Origin of the sequence: Rhizobium sp. NLR10b, from assembly GCF_019685435.1 — a bacterium.
GTDB lineage: Bacteria > Pseudomonadota > Alphaproteobacteria > Rhizobiales > Rhizobiaceae > Rhizobium.
This window is the reverse complement of record NZ_JABDWV010000004.1, coordinates 216,583-231,197: the sequence shown is the minus strand read 5'-3', so window position 1 is coordinate 231,197 and position 14,615 is coordinate 216,583. Positions and strand designations below refer to the sequence as shown.

15 protein-coding genes are annotated in these 14,615 nt (G+C 62.0%); 9 read left to right on the top strand and 6 right to left on the bottom strand.

The genetic code is table 11. The annotated features are described in order from the left end of the window. Positions 1-151: 151 nt before the first annotated feature. Positions 152-1,309, bottom strand: coding sequence for a PA0069 family radical SAM protein (locus HJB91_RS08160; RefSeq protein ID WP_210628999.1), 1,158 nt, complete (start codon positions 1,307-1,309; stop codon positions 152-154). A 140-nt stretch (positions 1,310-1,449) separates the two neighbouring features. Here HJB91_RS08160 and HJB91_RS08155 point away from each other — a divergent pair, with 140 nt between their 5' ends. Further along, the gene (locus tag HJB91_RS08155) at positions 1,450-1,968 is read left to right on the top strand and encodes a glycosyltransferase family A protein (RefSeq protein ID WP_210628998.1); all 519 of its coding nucleotides are present in this window, start codon (positions 1,450-1,452) and stop codon (positions 1,966-1,968) included. Between the two features lie 410 nt (positions 1,969-2,378). Next, positions 2,379-2,714, top strand: coding sequence for a hypothetical protein (locus tag HJB91_RS08150; protein ID WP_210628997.1), 336 nt, complete (start codon positions 2,379-2,381; stop codon positions 2,712-2,714). A gap of 80 nt (positions 2,715-2,794) precedes the next feature. Here the strand turns inward: HJB91_RS08150 and moaB are convergent, their stop codons facing one another. From moaB to HJB91_RS08130, 4 genes are all read right to left on the bottom strand, one after another. Next, positions 2,795-3,346 (bottom strand): molybdenum cofactor biosynthesis protein B, encoded by a 552-nt coding sequence (moaB, locus tag HJB91_RS08145; RefSeq protein ID WP_210628996.1) that lies wholly within the window; start codon positions 3,344-3,346, stop codon positions 2,795-2,797. After that, positions 3,346-4,230, bottom strand: coding sequence for a 4-(cytidine 5'-diphospho)-2-C-methyl-D-erythritol kinase (locus HJB91_RS08140; RefSeq protein ID WP_210628995.1), 885 nt, complete (start codon positions 4,228-4,230; stop codon positions 3,346-3,348). Before HJB91_RS08140 ends, moaB begins: the two co-directional genes overlap by 1 nt. A 12-nt stretch (positions 4,231-4,242) precedes the next feature. Then, positions 4,243-6,075 (bottom strand): tetratricopeptide repeat protein, encoded by a 1,833-nt coding sequence (locus tag HJB91_RS08135; protein ID WP_210628994.1) that lies wholly within the window; start codon positions 6,073-6,075, stop codon positions 4,243-4,245. 127 nt (positions 6,076-6,202) lie between these two features. Next, positions 6,203-7,219, bottom strand: coding sequence for a polyprenyl synthetase family protein (locus tag HJB91_RS08130; protein WP_210628993.1), 1,017 nt, complete (start codon positions 7,217-7,219; stop codon positions 6,203-6,205). 108 nt (positions 7,220-7,327) lie between these two features. Here HJB91_RS08130 and HJB91_RS08125 point away from each other — a divergent pair, with 108 nt between their 5' ends. Together HJB91_RS08125 and HJB91_RS08120 are read left to right on the top strand one after the other, a co-directional pair. Continuing rightward, on the top strand, positions 7,328-7,555 hold the full coding sequence (locus tag HJB91_RS08125) for a DUF2007 domain-containing protein (RefSeq protein WP_088939554.1): 228 nt from the start codon (positions 7,328-7,330) through the stop codon (positions 7,553-7,555). A gap of 7 nt (positions 7,556-7,562) precedes the next feature. Continuing rightward, complete coding sequence (locus tag HJB91_RS08120; RefSeq protein ID WP_210628992.1) at positions 7,563-8,360, top strand: tRNA1(Val) (adenine(37)-N6)-methyltransferase; 798 nt, start codon at positions 7,563-7,565, stop codon at positions 8,358-8,360. Here the strand turns inward: HJB91_RS08120 and HJB91_RS08115 are convergent. After that, positions 8,350-9,690 carry an Nramp family divalent metal transporter gene (locus HJB91_RS08115; RefSeq protein WP_221154332.1) on the bottom strand — a complete coding sequence of 447 codons (1,341 nt, stop codon included), beginning with the start codon at positions 9,688-9,690 and terminating at the stop codon, positions 8,350-8,352. The two genes, HJB91_RS08120 and HJB91_RS08115, sit on opposite strands and share 11 nt — an antisense overlap. A 182-nt stretch (positions 9,691-9,872) precedes the next feature. On the opposite strand from HJB91_RS08115, the gene HJB91_RS08110 reads away from it, so the two are divergent. The 5 genes from HJB91_RS08110 to HJB91_RS08090 all read left to right on the top strand — a co-directional run bounded on the left by HJB91_RS08110 (position 9,873) and on the right by HJB91_RS08090 (position 14,577). Beyond that, the gene (locus tag HJB91_RS08110; RefSeq protein WP_221122513.1) at positions 9,873-10,733 is read left to right on the top strand and encodes a S49 family peptidase; all 861 of its coding nucleotides are present in this window, start codon (positions 9,873-9,875) and stop codon (positions 10,731-10,733) included. A 17-nt stretch (positions 10,734-10,750) separates the two neighbouring features. After that, on the top strand, positions 10,751-10,942 hold the full coding sequence (locus tag HJB91_RS08105) for a hypothetical protein (RefSeq protein ID WP_221122514.1): 192 nt from the start codon (positions 10,751-10,753) through the stop codon (positions 10,940-10,942). Positions 10,943-11,062: 120 nt separating this feature from the next. After that, a complete protein-coding gene (locus HJB91_RS08100; protein WP_210628989.1) occupies positions 11,063-12,019 on the top strand; it encodes a glycine--tRNA ligase subunit alpha in 957 nt (318 codons plus the stop codon). Further along, positions 12,016-12,567: an AAA family ATPase gene (locus HJB91_RS08095; protein WP_221154330.1), complete on the top strand. Its 552-nt coding sequence runs from the start codon at positions 12,016-12,018 to the stop codon at positions 12,565-12,567. Before HJB91_RS08100 ends, HJB91_RS08095 begins: the two co-directional genes overlap by 4 nt. 261 nt (positions 12,568-12,828) lie before the next feature. Beyond that, positions 12,829-14,577 (top strand): DUF2207 family protein, encoded by a 1,749-nt coding sequence (locus HJB91_RS08090; protein ID WP_221154445.1) that lies wholly within the window; start codon positions 12,829-12,831, stop codon positions 14,575-14,577. The last annotated feature ends 38 nt before the right edge of the window (positions 14,578-14,615 follow it).

Below are 14,615 nucleotides of genomic sequence, written 5' to 3'. Positions count from 1 at the left end.
ACGCCAACCCGATTTCCCGCAAGTCCCCGGATCAGGGCGGCGGCCGGGGACGGTCCGGCGGATGGTGGCGGTCAAGGCCATCCGCAGGAATTGCGCTCGGGGCTCGAAACAGGGCGGTTTTTCTGAGCAGCCGATGCGCAAGCTTAAAAAATCAGAGCAGCGACAACTGCACGCCGCTGCCATCCGGTGGCACGAACAGATCGTCGCGCAGCGGCACGCTGCGCCGCGTCAGCTCGAAGCGTTTCGCCGCCATTTCGAAACGCCGGGCGATCTGCCAGGCATAGGGGCCGGCACCCTTCATGCGCTTGCCGAATTCGGCGTCGTAATCCTTGCCGCCGCGCATCGAGCGCACCAGCGACATCACGTGCCGGTAACGATCGGGATAGTGCTGCAACAGCCAGTCGCGAAAGAGCGGGCTGACTTCGAGCGGCAGTCTGAGGATCACATAACTCGCCTCGGCGGCGCCGGCAGCCTTCGCCGATTCGAGAATGCGCTCGAGCTCGTGATCGTTCAGCGCCGGGATCAGCGGGGCGGCCATGACGGCAGTCTGGATGCCTGCCTCCGAGAGCGCATGAATGGTCTCCAGCCGTCGCGGCGGCGTGGCGGCGCGCGGCTCCATCGCCCGGGCAAGCTTGCGGTCGAGCGTGGTGACCGAGATGCCGACGCGCACCAGGTTCTTGCCGGCCATCTCCTGAAGAATGTCGAGATCGCGCAGGATCATCGCCGACTTGGTGACGATCGACACCGGATGGTTCGCCTTGTTCAGCACCTCGAGGATGCCGCGCATGATGCGCCATTCCTTCTCGATCGGCTGATAGGGGTCGGTATTGGTGCCGATCGCGATCACCCGCACCTTGTAGCCCGGCTTGGCGAGTTCCCGCTCTAGCAGCTTGGCCGCATCGGGCTTGGCGAAGAGCTTCGTCTCAAAATCGAGCCCCGCCGAAAGCCCCATATAGGCGTGCGTCGGCCGGGCGAAACAATAGATGCAGCCATGCTCGCAGCCGCGATAGGGATTGATCGAGCGGTCGAACGAAAGATCCGGAGATTCGTTGCGGGTAATCGCGGTGCGCGGCTTTTCGATCTGCACCTCGGTCCTGAACGGCGGCAGCTCTTCCAGCGTCTGCCAGCCGTCGTCGAACGTCTCCCGCTGCAGCGCTTCGAACCGCCCTGTCGGGTTCAGTCCCGCTCCGCGCCCGCGCCGCCGGTCGCCCTCGACCCTGAGACCGGACGACACGATCATCGCATCGGCAATATCTGCCGTATTGGCAGGCGCGAATGCGGCCTGCCCTGCCAGGGACTGCTCTCTCATCGGATTCTCCCGCAGCGAAAAGCCGTTGCCTCCGCCCGTTTGTGATGATTAAATTCCTATCGGCAAAACGAGAACAATGCAAGAACAAAATCAGGAAAAGGATGCTGGCAAAAAATTGTGCGGCGCATTATGAATAATCGATGTTGACGGTTGTTCTCGAATGCCAGGATCAGGAATCCGAACTGGCGCAGACCTTATCGGTATTGGTGGCAGGCGCGGTGGAAGGGCTCGTCAGCGATGTGATCGTGCTCGATCACGGCTCGCGCGACGGCACCTCGCGGGTCGCCGACGCCGCCGGCTGCCGTTTCCATTCACAATGGGATATCAAGGATATCGTTCGCTCGGCCCGAGGCGAATGGCTGCTCTTCGTCGAGCCGGGCGCCAGGCCGCAGGCCGGCTGGATCGATGAGATCGCCGAGTATGTGGCGCTGAACAAGACGCCGGCGCGCTTTACTGCGTCGCGCGGCTATCGACGCCCCTTCTTCCAGCGCGTCGCCCGCGCCCGGCCGCCGCTGGAGCTTGGGCTGTTGATGCCGAAGAACCAGGCGCTCGCCGCCGCCAGAAGCGGGATGCCTGTTGCCGACTTCGCCAAGGGCCAGAAGCCGCGCAAGCTCGCAAGTGAATTGATTCCTTCCTGGGTGGCGCGTGCCGCGCGGTAGAATGCCCATCCCTGCATCGATGCTGTCCGAAAAAGTGCCCCTCACCCTAACCTGCCCCTTGAAAACGGGGAGAGGGGACGTGCCCGGCGAGAGGTTGGTGGTGATGGCGAGGTTGCGGCATGGTTCCTTCGCTCCGTTTACGGGGTCCGAAGGACGTCGAGACCAGTGGCTCGACCCCGGTCGGTGGCGGCAGCCGGATGAGGGGCTGGTCTCGCCGCAAGCGCGCTTTGGTGATTGCTTCCCATCATCGCGCAAAGATGGCGCCCAATCGGATTTCGCGCTATAATTCGTCCATGGCGCCGCCGAAGCGCCGCGCTTCGCAACGGGTGCCGTGGAATGCCGGTGAACGGCAGAACAGGTCGGCGAAAAATCTCCTCTTCTGCCGGGTTCCCGGCGAAAGGAGGTGCGTCATGCCAGGCGGTAGTATCCACGGCGTACGCAGTATGATCTGCGGCCTGCTGGCCGTCATATTGCCGACATTGGTGATCGCGCATCCGCATTCGGCAGCATCGCAGACGATGCTCAGTTGCGCAGGTCGATCCGACGTCGTCAGTTTCCTCGACCAGAATTTCGGTGAGAAGCTCACCGCCGTCGGGCTGGTCAATCAGAACGCCGTTCTTGAGGTCTATGCCGCCAAAAGCGGCACCTGGACGCTCGTGGTCACGGATATCCACGGCATAAGCTGCATTTTGCTGTCGGGTGATGGCTGGGATTCGATGCCGGCTCTGCCGGGCATTGCCACATGACAAATGCCAGCGCGTCGGCGCCGAAAGTCTGAATCGGATTTTCGACAGCGCGACCGCGGCGCTGGAACGGCAGCTCCAGTCTATTTCTGCGCGCCGCGTTTCAGATGCTCGTCCAGGCGCGGCATGATCTCGACGAAATTGCACGGCATGCTGCGATAGTCGAGCTGTGCTTTCAGTATGCCGTCCCAGGCGTCCCGGCAGGCGCCGGGCGAGCCGGGCAGGGCGAAGATGAAGGTGGAGTTGGCAACACCCGCGGTGGCGCGCGACTGGATCGTCGCCGTGCCGATCTTATCGTAGGAAATACGGTGGAAGACGGCGGAAAAGCCGTCCATGCGCTTTTCGAACAGCGGCTCCACCGCCTCGGGCGTCACGTCTCGGCCGGTAAAACCGGTGCCGCCCGAGGTGATGATGACATCGATCTCCTCCCGCTCGGTCCAGGCTTTGACCTGGGTGGCGATTTTCTCCCGGTCGTCGGGCACGATCGCCCGCTCGACCAGCCTGTGGCCCGCCTCGGCAATCCGCGCCGCCAGCGTATCGCCGGACTTGTCCGTCTCCGGCGTGCGCGTATCCGAGACGGTGAGAACCGCAATGCCGACGGCGATGAAGGGCCGTTTTTCGTCCAAACCTGCCATCACATGCCTCCCGAAACCGTTTCCGTCGCCTGGAAATACCAGTCGGGCCGCGCCTCGTGAAGAGCCGCCGCCGCATCTCGCGCGGCGGCCATGTCGGCAAAGATCCCGAAGCAGGTAGCGCCGGAGCCGGACATACGGGCAAGAAGAGCGCCCTCGGTCCGCAGCATCGCCAAGATCGCCGCGATTTCGGGCACGGCCTCGCGCGCCGGTGGCTCCAGGTCGTTGCGAGCCGCGCCGATCGCCGCAAGCCAGCCTGCGGTCTGTGCGAGCGTCAGGGGTGAATTGTTCTTTGCCTTGAGCCGGCGGAAAACCTCCGGCGTCGAAACCCCCTTCAATGGGTTGGCAAGCACCATGGCGAAGGCCGGCAGATCGGGCACGGCTTCGATCTCCTCGCCGATGCCGCGGGCAATCAGCGGCCGGCTCTCGAGGCACATGGGCACGTCGGCGCCAAGCTTCAGCGCCAGCGCAGCCAGCGTCTCTATCGGCAATCCAGTGCCCCAGAGGCGCATCAGCCCCCGCAGTGTCGCCGCCGCGTCGGCCGAGCCGCCGCCGATGCCCGAGGCGACGGGCAGGTTCTTCTGGAGGTGGATATGAACGGGGAACGCAAGGGCGCCCACGACCTCGCGCAGGAGGTCGCGCGCTCTGATCACCAGGTTGGTGCCGCCGTCGTCGGCAAGCGTCTCGCCGAAACGGCCCGATAGGGTGAAGGCGTCAGCCTGCGCCGGCAGGAAGCCCAGCCGGTCGCCGCAATCTGCGAAGGTCACCAGCATATCGAGCAGGTGATAGCCGTCCGGCCGCTGGCCCGTTACATGCAGGGCGAGATTGATCTTCGCGCGCGCCTCTTCGGTGACGCCGAAAGCATTGGCCAAGCCCTGCTCAGGCATCGGTGGCGCCCGTCAGGACTTCTTGTCGACCGGCGGCGGCGTGACCGGCGCCGGATCCGGCTGCTTCTTGTCGGCCGCCTTGGCATCGTCGTTAGCGGGCAGGCCGTTTGCGACCTTTTCCTTGATCTTCGGAATTTCGGCCGCTTCAGGCTCGGAGGCGAGCGCCCGGTTCCACTGGTAGACGGCTTCGAGCTTGCGCCCGACGCGCCAGTAGGCATCGCCGAGATGGTCGTTGATCGTCGCGTCGCCGGCCTTGATCTGTGCCGCCCGCTCCAGCTCGTCGACGGCGTCGTCGAAGCGGTTGAGACGGAAATACGCCCAGCCGAGCGAATCGATGATGTAACCGTCGTCAGGGCGAAGATCGACGGCCTTCTTGATCATGGCGAGGCCTTCGTCGAGGTTCCGGTTCATGTCGATCCAGGAATAGCCGAGATAGTTCAGCACCTGCGGCTGGTCGGGGTTGAGCTCCAGAGCTTTGCGGAAGTTCGGTTCGGCCTGGTCCCACTTCTTCAGCCGCTCATAGGCGATGCCGCGCTGGAAGAAGACGCTCCAGTTGGCGCGGCCGGGAATTGGGCCGATCGCTTCGACCGCCTTGTCGTAATTGGCGGCCATCGCCTCGTAATCCTTGGCGTCGGAGAGCACGCTGCCATAGGCGAGGTAGCTGCGGATGTCCTTCGGGTCGGAGGCGATCAGCGCCTGCAGGTGCTTGCGTGCCTCGTCGACCTTGCCGCCCTGGGCAAGGGCGAGGCCGAGCTGCAGCTCGGAAATGCGCCGCATCGGTGAATTCTCCGGCACCTTCTTGTAGAGGGAGATGGCGCGGTCCATCTGGTTCTGCTTTTCGGCGATGCCGCCGAGCAGCACCAGCGTATCGGCGCTGTTGGGATCGAGCGCGTTGGCGGTCTGCAGGTAGAGCGAGACGATATCCTCGGCGCCGTCGCGGTTCAGCGCGCCGCCGACGGAGAAGAGCACGCCGGCGGCGCCTTCTTCGGCGGTCTTGACCTGCTGCTCCTGCTTCTCGCCCTTCTCGATACTGTCGCGCAGCGCATTCAGCGGCGCATAATTCGGCAGCAGGTTATCGCCGACGGACACGGCATCGAGCGCCTTCTGCTTGTTCCCCTGCGCCGCCTCCAGGCGGGCAAGCGCCATCACCGCACGCATGAACGTGTCGGGCGCCGTTGCCCCGCCTTCCTTGTCGAGCACGGCGTCGTTCAGATGCTGGCGGGCCGATTTCACGTCGCCGGTGACGACGGCGATCGCACCGGCATTGTAATTCTGGAAGATGCGGAACCAGTCCGGCCCCTTCATCTTCTCGACCATGGCGAGCGCTTCCTTGCCGCGGCCGGCGCCGACCCGGGCCCAGGCGAGCAGCAGGTCATTCATCATCCGGTCGAGATCATTGGGCCCCTTATATTTCAGGATCGACTCGGCGGTCTTGTAGTCGTCGCGGCGTACGGCATCCATGCCGCGCACGATCGTGGTGATGCGCTCGACCGAGGGATCGCTCTTCAGATCATTGGCGTATTTGACGCCTTCCTTGATGTCGCCGTTGAGCAGCAGCGAGATCATCAGCCGCTGGCGAATCTCGGGATTGCCGGGCTCGATCTGCAGCGCCTTCTTGTAGAGCGCGATCGCCGTTTCGTAATCGTGATCGACATCGGCCGTGCGCGCGGCGAGGAAGGCGCCGGAGAAAGTGGTGACGCTATCGGCATCGAAGAAGCTCTCGGCCTTACCGGCATCGCCCGCCTTGGCCGCATCTTCGGCACTCGCGCCGGCAACGCCGCCGAGCGAAAGGACAGCCGCCAGGGCTGCGCTCGTAAGAAGACGGATGGCAATTCTCTGCCGCATTAGGAAACCTTTCTTCGAGAGCGTCCGGCCGCTGCCGGTCGCAAATCAGTCGTCATCACTGATTCATAACAGGATGGCTTTTTTGGAGCGGCGCTGCAAGAAAATCAGCCTCGATCGCGGCGTTCGATCAATTGACGCGCTCGATGCAGAAGTCGATCACTTCCATCAGGGCGGATTTCCATACCGTATCGGGAAGCGGCGCCAGCGCGTCCCGCGCGATCGTGCCGTAATGGACCGCCCGATTGATCGTGTCGCTCAGCGTGCCGTATTTGGTGATCAGCCCCAGCGCTTTTTCCAGGTTGGCGTCGCTGCTGTTGCCGGCCTCGATCGCATCGCGCCAGAAGGCGCGCTCCTCCGTGGTGCCGCGGCGATAGGCCAGGATGACGGGCAGCGTGATCTTGCCTTCGCGGAAATCGTCGCCGACATTCTTGCCGAGATCGGCGGCCTTGCCGCCATAGTCGAGCGCGTCGTCGACGAGCTGAAAGGCGAGGCCGAGATTCATGCCGTAGGATTTCAGCGCATTGCGGCCGGAACGGCCGGCATCGGCGACGATCGGCCCGACTTCGGCGGCAGCCGCAAAGAGAGCCGCCGTCTTGGCGCGGATGACGGAGAGGTAGTCGTCTTCCGTCGTCTCCATGTTCTTGGCGACGGAAAGCTGCAGCACTTCGCCTTCGGCGATCACGCAAGCAGCGGAAGACAAGACGTCGAGCGCATCGAGCGAGCCGACATCGACCATCATGCGGAAGGCCTGCCCGAGCAGGAAATCGCCGACCAGCACGCTTGCCTGGTTGCCCCAGATCATCCGAGCCGTCGATTTGCCGCGGCGCAGGTCGCTTTCATCGACGACGTCGTCATGCAGCAGCGTCGCCGTATGCATGAATTCGACCGAGGTGGCGAGCTTGATGTGGTTTTCGCCGCGGTAGTCGAACAGCGAGGCGGCCGCCAGCGTCAGCATCGGCCTCAGCCGCTTGCCCCCGGATGAGATCAGATGGTTCGCCACTTCGGGGATCATCTGCACGTCGGAGCCGGCTTTCGACAGAATGAGCTGGTTCACCCGCTCCATGTCAGCCCTGGTGAGATCGACCAACGGCTTGATGGATGCCAGTTTGTTTTTGCTTTCTTCAAGCGGTATGACCACGCCCAACGACCCGGACTCCTGTTCATTCATTGCATCTGACAATAGAAAGGGGCGATGGGCGCGGCAAGGGGTGAATTGTCGCGTCAGCCGAAATTGGAAGGAAAAAGACGGCAAATGCATGAACTTATCCGCGCCAACGATCCCGTCCTGCTCTCCTTTGCCGAGAGCCTGATGAAGGATGCCGGAATTCACTGCTTCATCGCCGATCAGGGGATGAGCGTTCTGGAAGGCTCGCTCGGCATGCTGCCGCGCCGCCTGCTGGTGGATGAGGAAATGGCCGACCGGGCCCGCCGTATCCTGATCGACGCCGGTCTTGGCGGCGAACTGCGCGACAGGACATGAGCGGGCGATGACCGGTAAATTCGCCGAAACCATCGATGCCTTCCATCGCGGCGCCTTTCATGTGGTGCAGCCGAAGGGCAGGGGGCATCGCGCCGGCATGGATGCGATGCTGCTGGCCGCCCTTGTCGCCGACGATCGCCCGGTCAAAGTTGCCGATCTCGGCGCCGGCGCCGGTGCTGCCGGCCTTGCCGTCGCCTCGCGCCTTGTCAAGACGCAAGTGGTGCTGTTCGAGCGTTCGGCCGAAATGGCCGATTATGCCCGCCGCAGCATCCTTTTGCCGGAAAATGCCCATCTCGCAGCCCGCCTCAGTGTCATCGAGGCCGATGTGACGCTGACCGCCAAGGCGCGCAACGATGCCGGCCTTGCCGATGAAAGCTTCCACCACGTGATCATGAACCCACCCTTCAACGATGCCGGCGACCGGCGCACGCCCGATGCGCTGAAGGCCGAAGCCCATGCGATGACCGACGGCCTGTTCGAAAGCTGGATCCGCACGGCCGGCGCCATCATGATCCCGGGCGGGCAATTGTCGCTGATCGCCAGGCCTCCGTCGATCGCCGAGATCATCGATGCCTGCGGCCGGCGCTTCGGCGGCATCGAGATCACCGCCATCCATCCACGCGCCGGGGAAAATGCCGTGCGCATCCTGGTGACCGCCATCAAGGGCTCGCGTGCGCGGCTGTCGCTACGCGCGGCCCTCATCATGCACGAAGAGGGGAGCCACAAGTTCTCCCCTCTGGTCGACGATTTCAACAATGGCCGGGCAGCCTATGCCAGGCTTCGATCGTCAATCGCTAGCCGCTGACGAAGTCGAAGAGCAGCTTGACGTTCAGCCCGGCGATGACGACGGCGATCACATAGGCGGTGCCGCTCAGCCAGCGCGGCGCGACGAGTTCGCCCATCTTGGCCCGGCTGGCGGTGAACATCACAAGCGGAAAGACCGCGAAGGAAAGCTGCAGGCTGAGCACCACCTGTGTGAGGATCAGGAGTTCGGCCGTGCCCTGGTTGCCGTACCAGATGGTGACGACCGCCGCCGGCACGATGGCGATAGCGCGGGTGATCAGCCGGCGCACCCACGGTTTCAGCCGGATCTTCAGGAAGCCTTCCATGACGATCTGGCCGGCAAGGGTCGCCGTCACCGTCGAGTTGAGGCCGCAGCACAGAAGCGCGATGCCGAAGAGCGTCGGCGCGATCGCGAGGCCGAGCAGCGGCGACAGCAGCGCATAGGCATTGCCGAGCTCGACGACGTCGGTCTTGCCGTTGGCATTGAAGGCGGCGGCCGCAAGGATCAGGATCGAGGCATTGATCAGAAGCGCGAAACACAGCGCGACGGTGGAGTCGATCGTCGCATAAGTCAGCGCCTCCTTCTTCTCAGGGATCGTGTGACCATAGGCCCGCGTCTGCACAATGCCGGAATGGAGATAGAGATTGTGCGGCATGACCGTCGCACCGAGGATGCCGAGCGCGAGATAGAGCATCTCCGGATTGGTGACGATTTCGGTTGTCGGGAAGAAGCCGGTAATAACGGCGCCCCATTGCGGATCGGCAAGGAAGATCTGCACGCCGAAGCAGAGCGCGATCACGCCGAGCAGCGCGATGATGAAGGCTTCCACCCAGCGGAAGCCGAGCTTCTGCAGGAAGAGGATCAGGAAGACGTCCAGCGCGGTGATGAGAACGCCGAGCTCCAGCGGGATGCCGAAGAGCAGGTTGAGGCCGATTGCCGTGCCGATCACCTCGGCAATGTCGGTGGCGATGATGGCGATTTCCGCAAAGGCCCAGAGCGGCACTGAGACATATTTAGGAAAGGCGTCGCGGCAGGCCTGCGCGAGGTCGCGGCCGGAGGCGATCGCCAGCCGCGCGCAGAGCGATTGCAGCACGATTGCCATCACGTTGGAAAGCAGCGCGACGGTGAGCAGCGCATAACCGAATTTCGAGCCGCCGGCGAGCGAGGTCGCCCAGTTGCCTGGGTCCATGTAGCCGACGGCGACCATGTAACCCGGCCCGGCAAAGGCCCCCGCCCGGCGCCATATCGAGCTGTGACGCCCCGTGCCCACAGTGCGGTAGACGTCCGACAGCGACGCCTCTCCGCGTTCGTGCCGCCAGCCGCTTTTTGCATTGGGATTGAGGGCGTCCATGCCATTTCCACCTGTTTATCGTCCGTGCACTATGACCGATTAGAATGATAATGCAAGTCATTCGCAACAAGAAAATCAATCCGATGTTTTTCAGGAACGCGGCCATTGCGTTTGTCGTTCCAGCGCATACATGGATGCGATCGCCGATTGACGATCGCGCGAGCCGAAGCGAAGGATGGGAAATGGCCGGATTCTTGAAAAAGCTGCTGCCGAAACGGTTCCGCAAGGAGGGCCTCACCGTTCCCGTCGTCAGGCTGCAGGGTGCGATCATCAGCGGCGGTGGCCAGTTCAGGCCCACCCTCAATCTCGCCAATGTCGCCCCGGTCCTGGAAAAGGCCTTCGCCATGAAGGAGGCGCCGGCGGTTGCCATAACAATCAATTCGCCAGGCGGCTCGCCTGTTCAGTCCCGCCTGATCTTCACCCGCATTCGTGAGCTCGCCCGCGAAAAGCAGAAGAAGGTGCTTGTTTTCGTCGAGGATGTCGCCGCTTCCGGCGGCTACATGATCGCGCTTGCCGGCGACGAGATCATCGCCGACGCCACCTCGATCGTCGGCTCGATCGGCGTCGTCTCCGGCGGTTTCGGCTTTCCCGAGCTCCTGAAGAAGATCGGCGTCGAGCGCCGCGTCTATACGGCCGGCGAAAACAAGGTGATCCTCGATCCGTTCCAGCCGGAAAAGGAAAAGGATATCGAGTACCTCAAGAGCCTGCAGCTCGAAATCCACCAGGTCTTCATCGCAATGGTGCGTGAGCGCCGCGCCGGCAAGCTGACGGATGATGCGACGGTGTTTTCCGGCCTGTTCTGGAGCGGTACGCGCGGCCTCGAGCTTGGCCTCATCGACGGTATCGGCGACATGCGCCAGGAATTGAAGCGGCGCTACGGCCAGAAGACCCGGCTGGAACTCGTCACCGCCGGCCGCGGCCTCTTCGGCCGCCGCATTCCCGGCGTATCGCCTGTTACACTCGAAGGCGCGGGGGCAGGTCTCGCAACGGGACTTGTCGAAGTGGCGGAAGAGAGAGCATTGTGGAGCCGCTTCGGGCTTTGAGAGGAGCAAGAGAGGGCATGGCACAGCTTATCACCATCCTGGTGCTGGTCTTTTCGGCCTGGTGGCTCTACCGCCGCTTCGTCTCCGATGCCCGCAGGCTCGCCGAAAAGTCCCGCCGCGCCGAGAAAGAGCGCCAGACCGGCGCGATCGGCACGCTGGTCAAAGATCCCGTGACCGGGGAATATCGGTTGAAGCGGGATGACGAATAGGTCTCGGCGAAAAGCCTCGTGTGTCTCCGCACAGCTCCTCGCCCCCGCAAAACCCTTGACCCCTGCCGCCCACCATGGCACCTGTCGCGCCGATAATTCCCAAGCAATCGGTGCCGTTTCATGTCAGCCATCCCAGACCATATGAACCCGAAGCGCTCCTTCCAGGCGCTGATCCTGACCCTGCATGGTTACTGGGCGGACAAGGGTTGCGCGGTGCTGCAGCCCTACGACATGGAAGTCGGCGCCGGCACCTTCCATCCGGCCACCACGCTGCGCGCCCTCGGGCCGAAGCCGTGGAAGGCAGCCTATGTGCAGCCGTCGCGGCGCCCGTCCGACGGCCGCTATGGCGAAAACCCGAACCGTCTGCAGCATTATTACCAGTACCAGGTCATCCTGAAGCCGAACCCGCCCAATCTGCAGGAGCTCTATCTCGGCTCGCTGGCGGCGATCGGTCTCGATCCGCTGCTGCACGACATCCGTTTCGTCGAGGACGACTGGGAAAGCCCGACGCTCGGCGCCTGGGGCCTCGGCTGGGAATGCTGGTGCGACGGCATGGAAGTCTCGCAATTCACCTATTTCCAGCAGGTCTGCGGCATCGAATGCGCGCCGGTCGCCGGCGAACTGACCTATGGTCTCGAGCGCCTCGCCATGTATGTCCAGGGCGTCGACAACGTCTATGATCTGAATTTCAACGGCCGCGAGGGCGACGAGAAGATCAGCTATGGCGACGTCTTCCTGCAGGCCGAGCAGGAATATTCGCGTCACAATTTCGAATTCGCCAATACCGAGATGCTCCATCGCCACTTCGTCGATGCCGAGAAGGAATGCCGGGCGCTGCTCGATGCCGGCGCTCCCGGCCAAAGCGACAACCAGCGCCTGCACAAATGCGTCTTCCCGGCTTACGACCAGTGCATCAAGGCCAGCCACGTCTTCAACCTGCTCGACGCCCGCGGCGTCATCTCGGTGACCGAGCGCCAGAGCTATATCCTGCGGGTGCGCACGCTGGCCAAGGCCTGCGGCGAAGCCTTCCTGCTGACCGACGCCGGCGGCGTCAACCTGTCGAAAGAGGCGGCGTGACGCAAAAGCCTGCCAGCCGTATCGTCCATCTCAACGGCTGGCCAGGCACCGGGAAGCTGACGGTCGGCCGATTGCTGGCGAGAAGCCTCGGCGCGCGGCTCATCGACAATCACACGCTGCTCAATCCGGCCGAAGTTCTTTTCGCCCGCAGCAATCCTCTGCATGCATCACTGCGTAAGCAGATTCGACGAGCGGTTTTCGACCACGCCTTGCACGCCGATCCGGCTGAAAGCTTCGTCTTTACCGATGCTCTTGCGGATGACGAGGATGATGGTGCGATGTTCTCCTCGTATGTCGATCTGGCTGCCGCCAGAGGCGCGGATCTGGTCGCGGTTCTCCTCGATTGCGCGCCGGAGGAGAATGCCAGGCGCCTCATCTCTCCCGGCCGATCCGAGGCGCTCAAGCTGACGGATCCGGCGAAGCTGCAACAGCTCCGGGCAAACTATAAACTGTTGCGCGGACTGGCTGAACACACAGTCGAAATTGATACGACGGACCTTTCGCCGGAGCAGACGGCGGCTCGAATTCGCACGCATATCGGTGTTTGACGACAGCCGAGAATCCTGCGTCTTTGTTGCCCAAAGATCTCTGCGGCGAAACGTTCCTGCTGACTGACGCCGGCGGCGTCAGCTGACGAGCCAGACGGCGTAGGCAGTCTCGAAAATTTCGTCGGTGCAAGGCCAGCCTTCTTTTGTATTGCGCAAACCATCACTACGTTGTCAGGTGTTGCGACAACGCAAGCTTCGGTATCTCTTTTGAAGAACGATATTCTTTACTTTAAATTTTCAGATGAGAATTTCGCCGCCAGGATGTTGCGTCTTTTATCATGGCCCATCTTATGCTCCATACTGGTTGTTCTGACGTCGTGCAGCGATTTTGACAAGGAGTTCACCGTCCAGTCGGCAAACAGTACGGTCGAAGTCTACACCGACGGCACTGCCTTTGTGTCGGAGCACTTCGACATCGCGGTAAAAATGGCGATGAATTACGGCGGGGTCTACGTCGATATCCCTCAACGTTTCGTGGATGCGGCGGGTGGTGTTCACTGGCGAGATTTCCAATTGGCCGCAGCCCGGCGCGACGGACTCGACGAATACTATTCTCGGGAAAATAATGTGCCGGGCTACTCGATCTATATAGGAGCCGAGCACTGCAAAGACTGCTCTGCAGATCTGCCCACTGGTCTTGCAAAGATCCAGATCGCTTACTGGCTCGGACGCCTGGTTCGTCAGGAAGGCGACCGCGAGGTTCTCTTCCTGCCGGCCTATATGGGCCGCGTGCACGGTCAGGGCGCGAAAAAGACGCTTACTCTGAAGCTGCCGCCGGGCGGAACGTTGCGCCCTTCGCAACAGGATCGGACGGCCGCCTATGACATGGTGCGGAGCGCATCGAATGAGATCTCGGTGTCTATTCCAGCTGGTAAAGCGGATCGAGTCCTGCCAGACATCGAGATCGAATATCCCGCTGGGACCTTTGTGACCATGACGAGTGGCAAGCGGGTAGAGTGGTGGCTTTCCGATCACTTTCTCCCATTCATAAGCATTTTGGGACTGCTCCTCGCCGGTCTGTTTATCCTCAGTAGGTGGCGGGGTTGGCGATTGCCCGCATCTTCAATTGCTGTCGATAGCAAGGAGACGGAGAGCATATCGCCTGCTTTAGCCGCCTATTTGTTTTTGAACTGGAAGCCCGGTGCTGCAAAGGCAGCCTTCATGGCGTCTGCCTGCCATCTCGCAGTGAAAAGAATGCTTCGCATTTCCAGCCTTGATGAGGATGCCGAAGCTTTGGATTTGTCAGCCAGGCAAGTGCGCAAGAAGGGAAAGGTGGCGCGCGCCAGATGGTATGGTCTTCCAGCTGTGACGCGTTCGGTATTTGGTCGAATAGAAGGAGAGAGGCCAGTCAACGATCGGCGCAGGGTCAGACATGCCCTCCATGGTTTCGAACGTGACTTGCACCAGATTGTCGCAGAGGAATATCGGAAAGTTAGAGGTGGCGTAGATCGAGCAATGTTGGCAACTTCGGCGACAATTCTGGCTCTTGGCATTGCCGTCGCCTACCTTACGGGTCTTTCGCTCTATTCCGCCGCCATCTCAGGGTTATTGTTCATAGTTTTTCTGGTTGTAACCATGTTCCGCCATCCTGAGCGGTTTCCCGTCGCGACCGGCACCGCCGAGCAGTTAAAACAGGCGCTTGGTTTGATGGTGGGGCTTCCGGTGACGGTGATCGTTGCACTTGTCTATATCGGTACGACTGAGGTGATCAGCGAACAGTGGCCATATTTGATGGCGATCTTGCTGCACATTGCCGGCATTATTGCGGTTTTGGCGATGTCGCGCATGCCAACGTCGAAGCAGCGGCGGATCCGCAATAACATCCTTAGTTTGAATCGTTATTTTCGCGGCGAGATAGATGGCCCGGCAATGTCCGTCGAATGCTACGAGCACTATCTTCCTTTCGCCATTGCCCTGAGCGTCGAGCAACGCTGGACCGAGCGGTTCAATCTTTGGCGAGAAAGCGAAAAGATGGAAACCTATGCTCCGGATTGGCGGAGCAGTTCTTAGAGGGACAGTGATGTAAAGGTCTGATTGAAATCTGCGAA

Excerpts from the sequence above, each read along its gene's own strand:
- HJB91_RS08115 (WP_221154332.1), bottom strand. The coding sequence starts at position 9,690 with ATGGACGCCCTCAATCCCAATGCAAAAAGCGGCTGGCGGCACGAACGC.
- HJB91_RS08135 (WP_210628994.1), bottom strand. The coding sequence starts at position 6,075 with ATGCGGCAGAGAATTGCCATCCGTCTTCTTACGAGCGCAGCCCTGGCG.
- HJB91_RS08125 (WP_088939554.1), top strand. The coding sequence starts at position 7,328 with ATGCATGAACTTATCCGCGCCAACGATCCCGTCCTGCTCTCCTTTGCC.
- HJB91_RS08160 (WP_210628999.1), bottom strand. The coding sequence starts at position 1,309 with ATGAGAGAGCAGTCCCTGGCAGGGCAGGCCGCATTCGCGCCTGCCAAT.
- HJB91_RS08100 (WP_210628989.1), top strand. The coding sequence starts at position 11,063 with ATGTCAGCCATCCCAGACCATATGAACCCGAAGCGCTCCTTCCAGGCG.
- HJB91_RS08150 (WP_210628997.1), top strand. The coding sequence starts at position 2,379 with ATGCCAGGCGGTAGTATCCACGGCGTACGCAGTATGATCTGCGGCCTG.
- HJB91_RS08140 (WP_210628995.1), bottom strand. The coding sequence starts at position 4,230 with ATGCCTGAGCAGGGCTTGGCCAATGCTTTCGGCGTCACCGAAGAGGCG.
- HJB91_RS08105 (WP_221122514.1), top strand. The coding sequence starts at position 10,751 with ATGGCACAGCTTATCACCATCCTGGTGCTGGTCTTTTCGGCCTGGTGG.
- HJB91_RS08155 (WP_210628998.1), top strand. The coding sequence starts at position 1,450 with ATGTTGACGGTTGTTCTCGAATGCCAGGATCAGGAATCCGAACTGGCG.
- HJB91_RS08120 (WP_210628992.1), top strand. The coding sequence starts at position 7,563 with ATGACCGGTAAATTCGCCGAAACCATCGATGCCTTCCATCGCGGCGCC.
- moaB (WP_210628996.1), bottom strand. The coding sequence starts at position 3,346 with ATGGCAGGTTTGGACGAAAAACGGCCCTTCATCGCCGTCGGCATTGCG.
- HJB91_RS08110 (WP_221122513.1), top strand. The coding sequence starts at position 9,873 with ATGGCCGGATTCTTGAAAAAGCTGCTGCCGAAACGGTTCCGCAAGGAG.
- HJB91_RS08090 (WP_221154445.1), top strand. The coding sequence starts at position 12,829 with ATGTTGCGTCTTTTATCATGGCCCATCTTATGCTCCATACTGGTTGTT.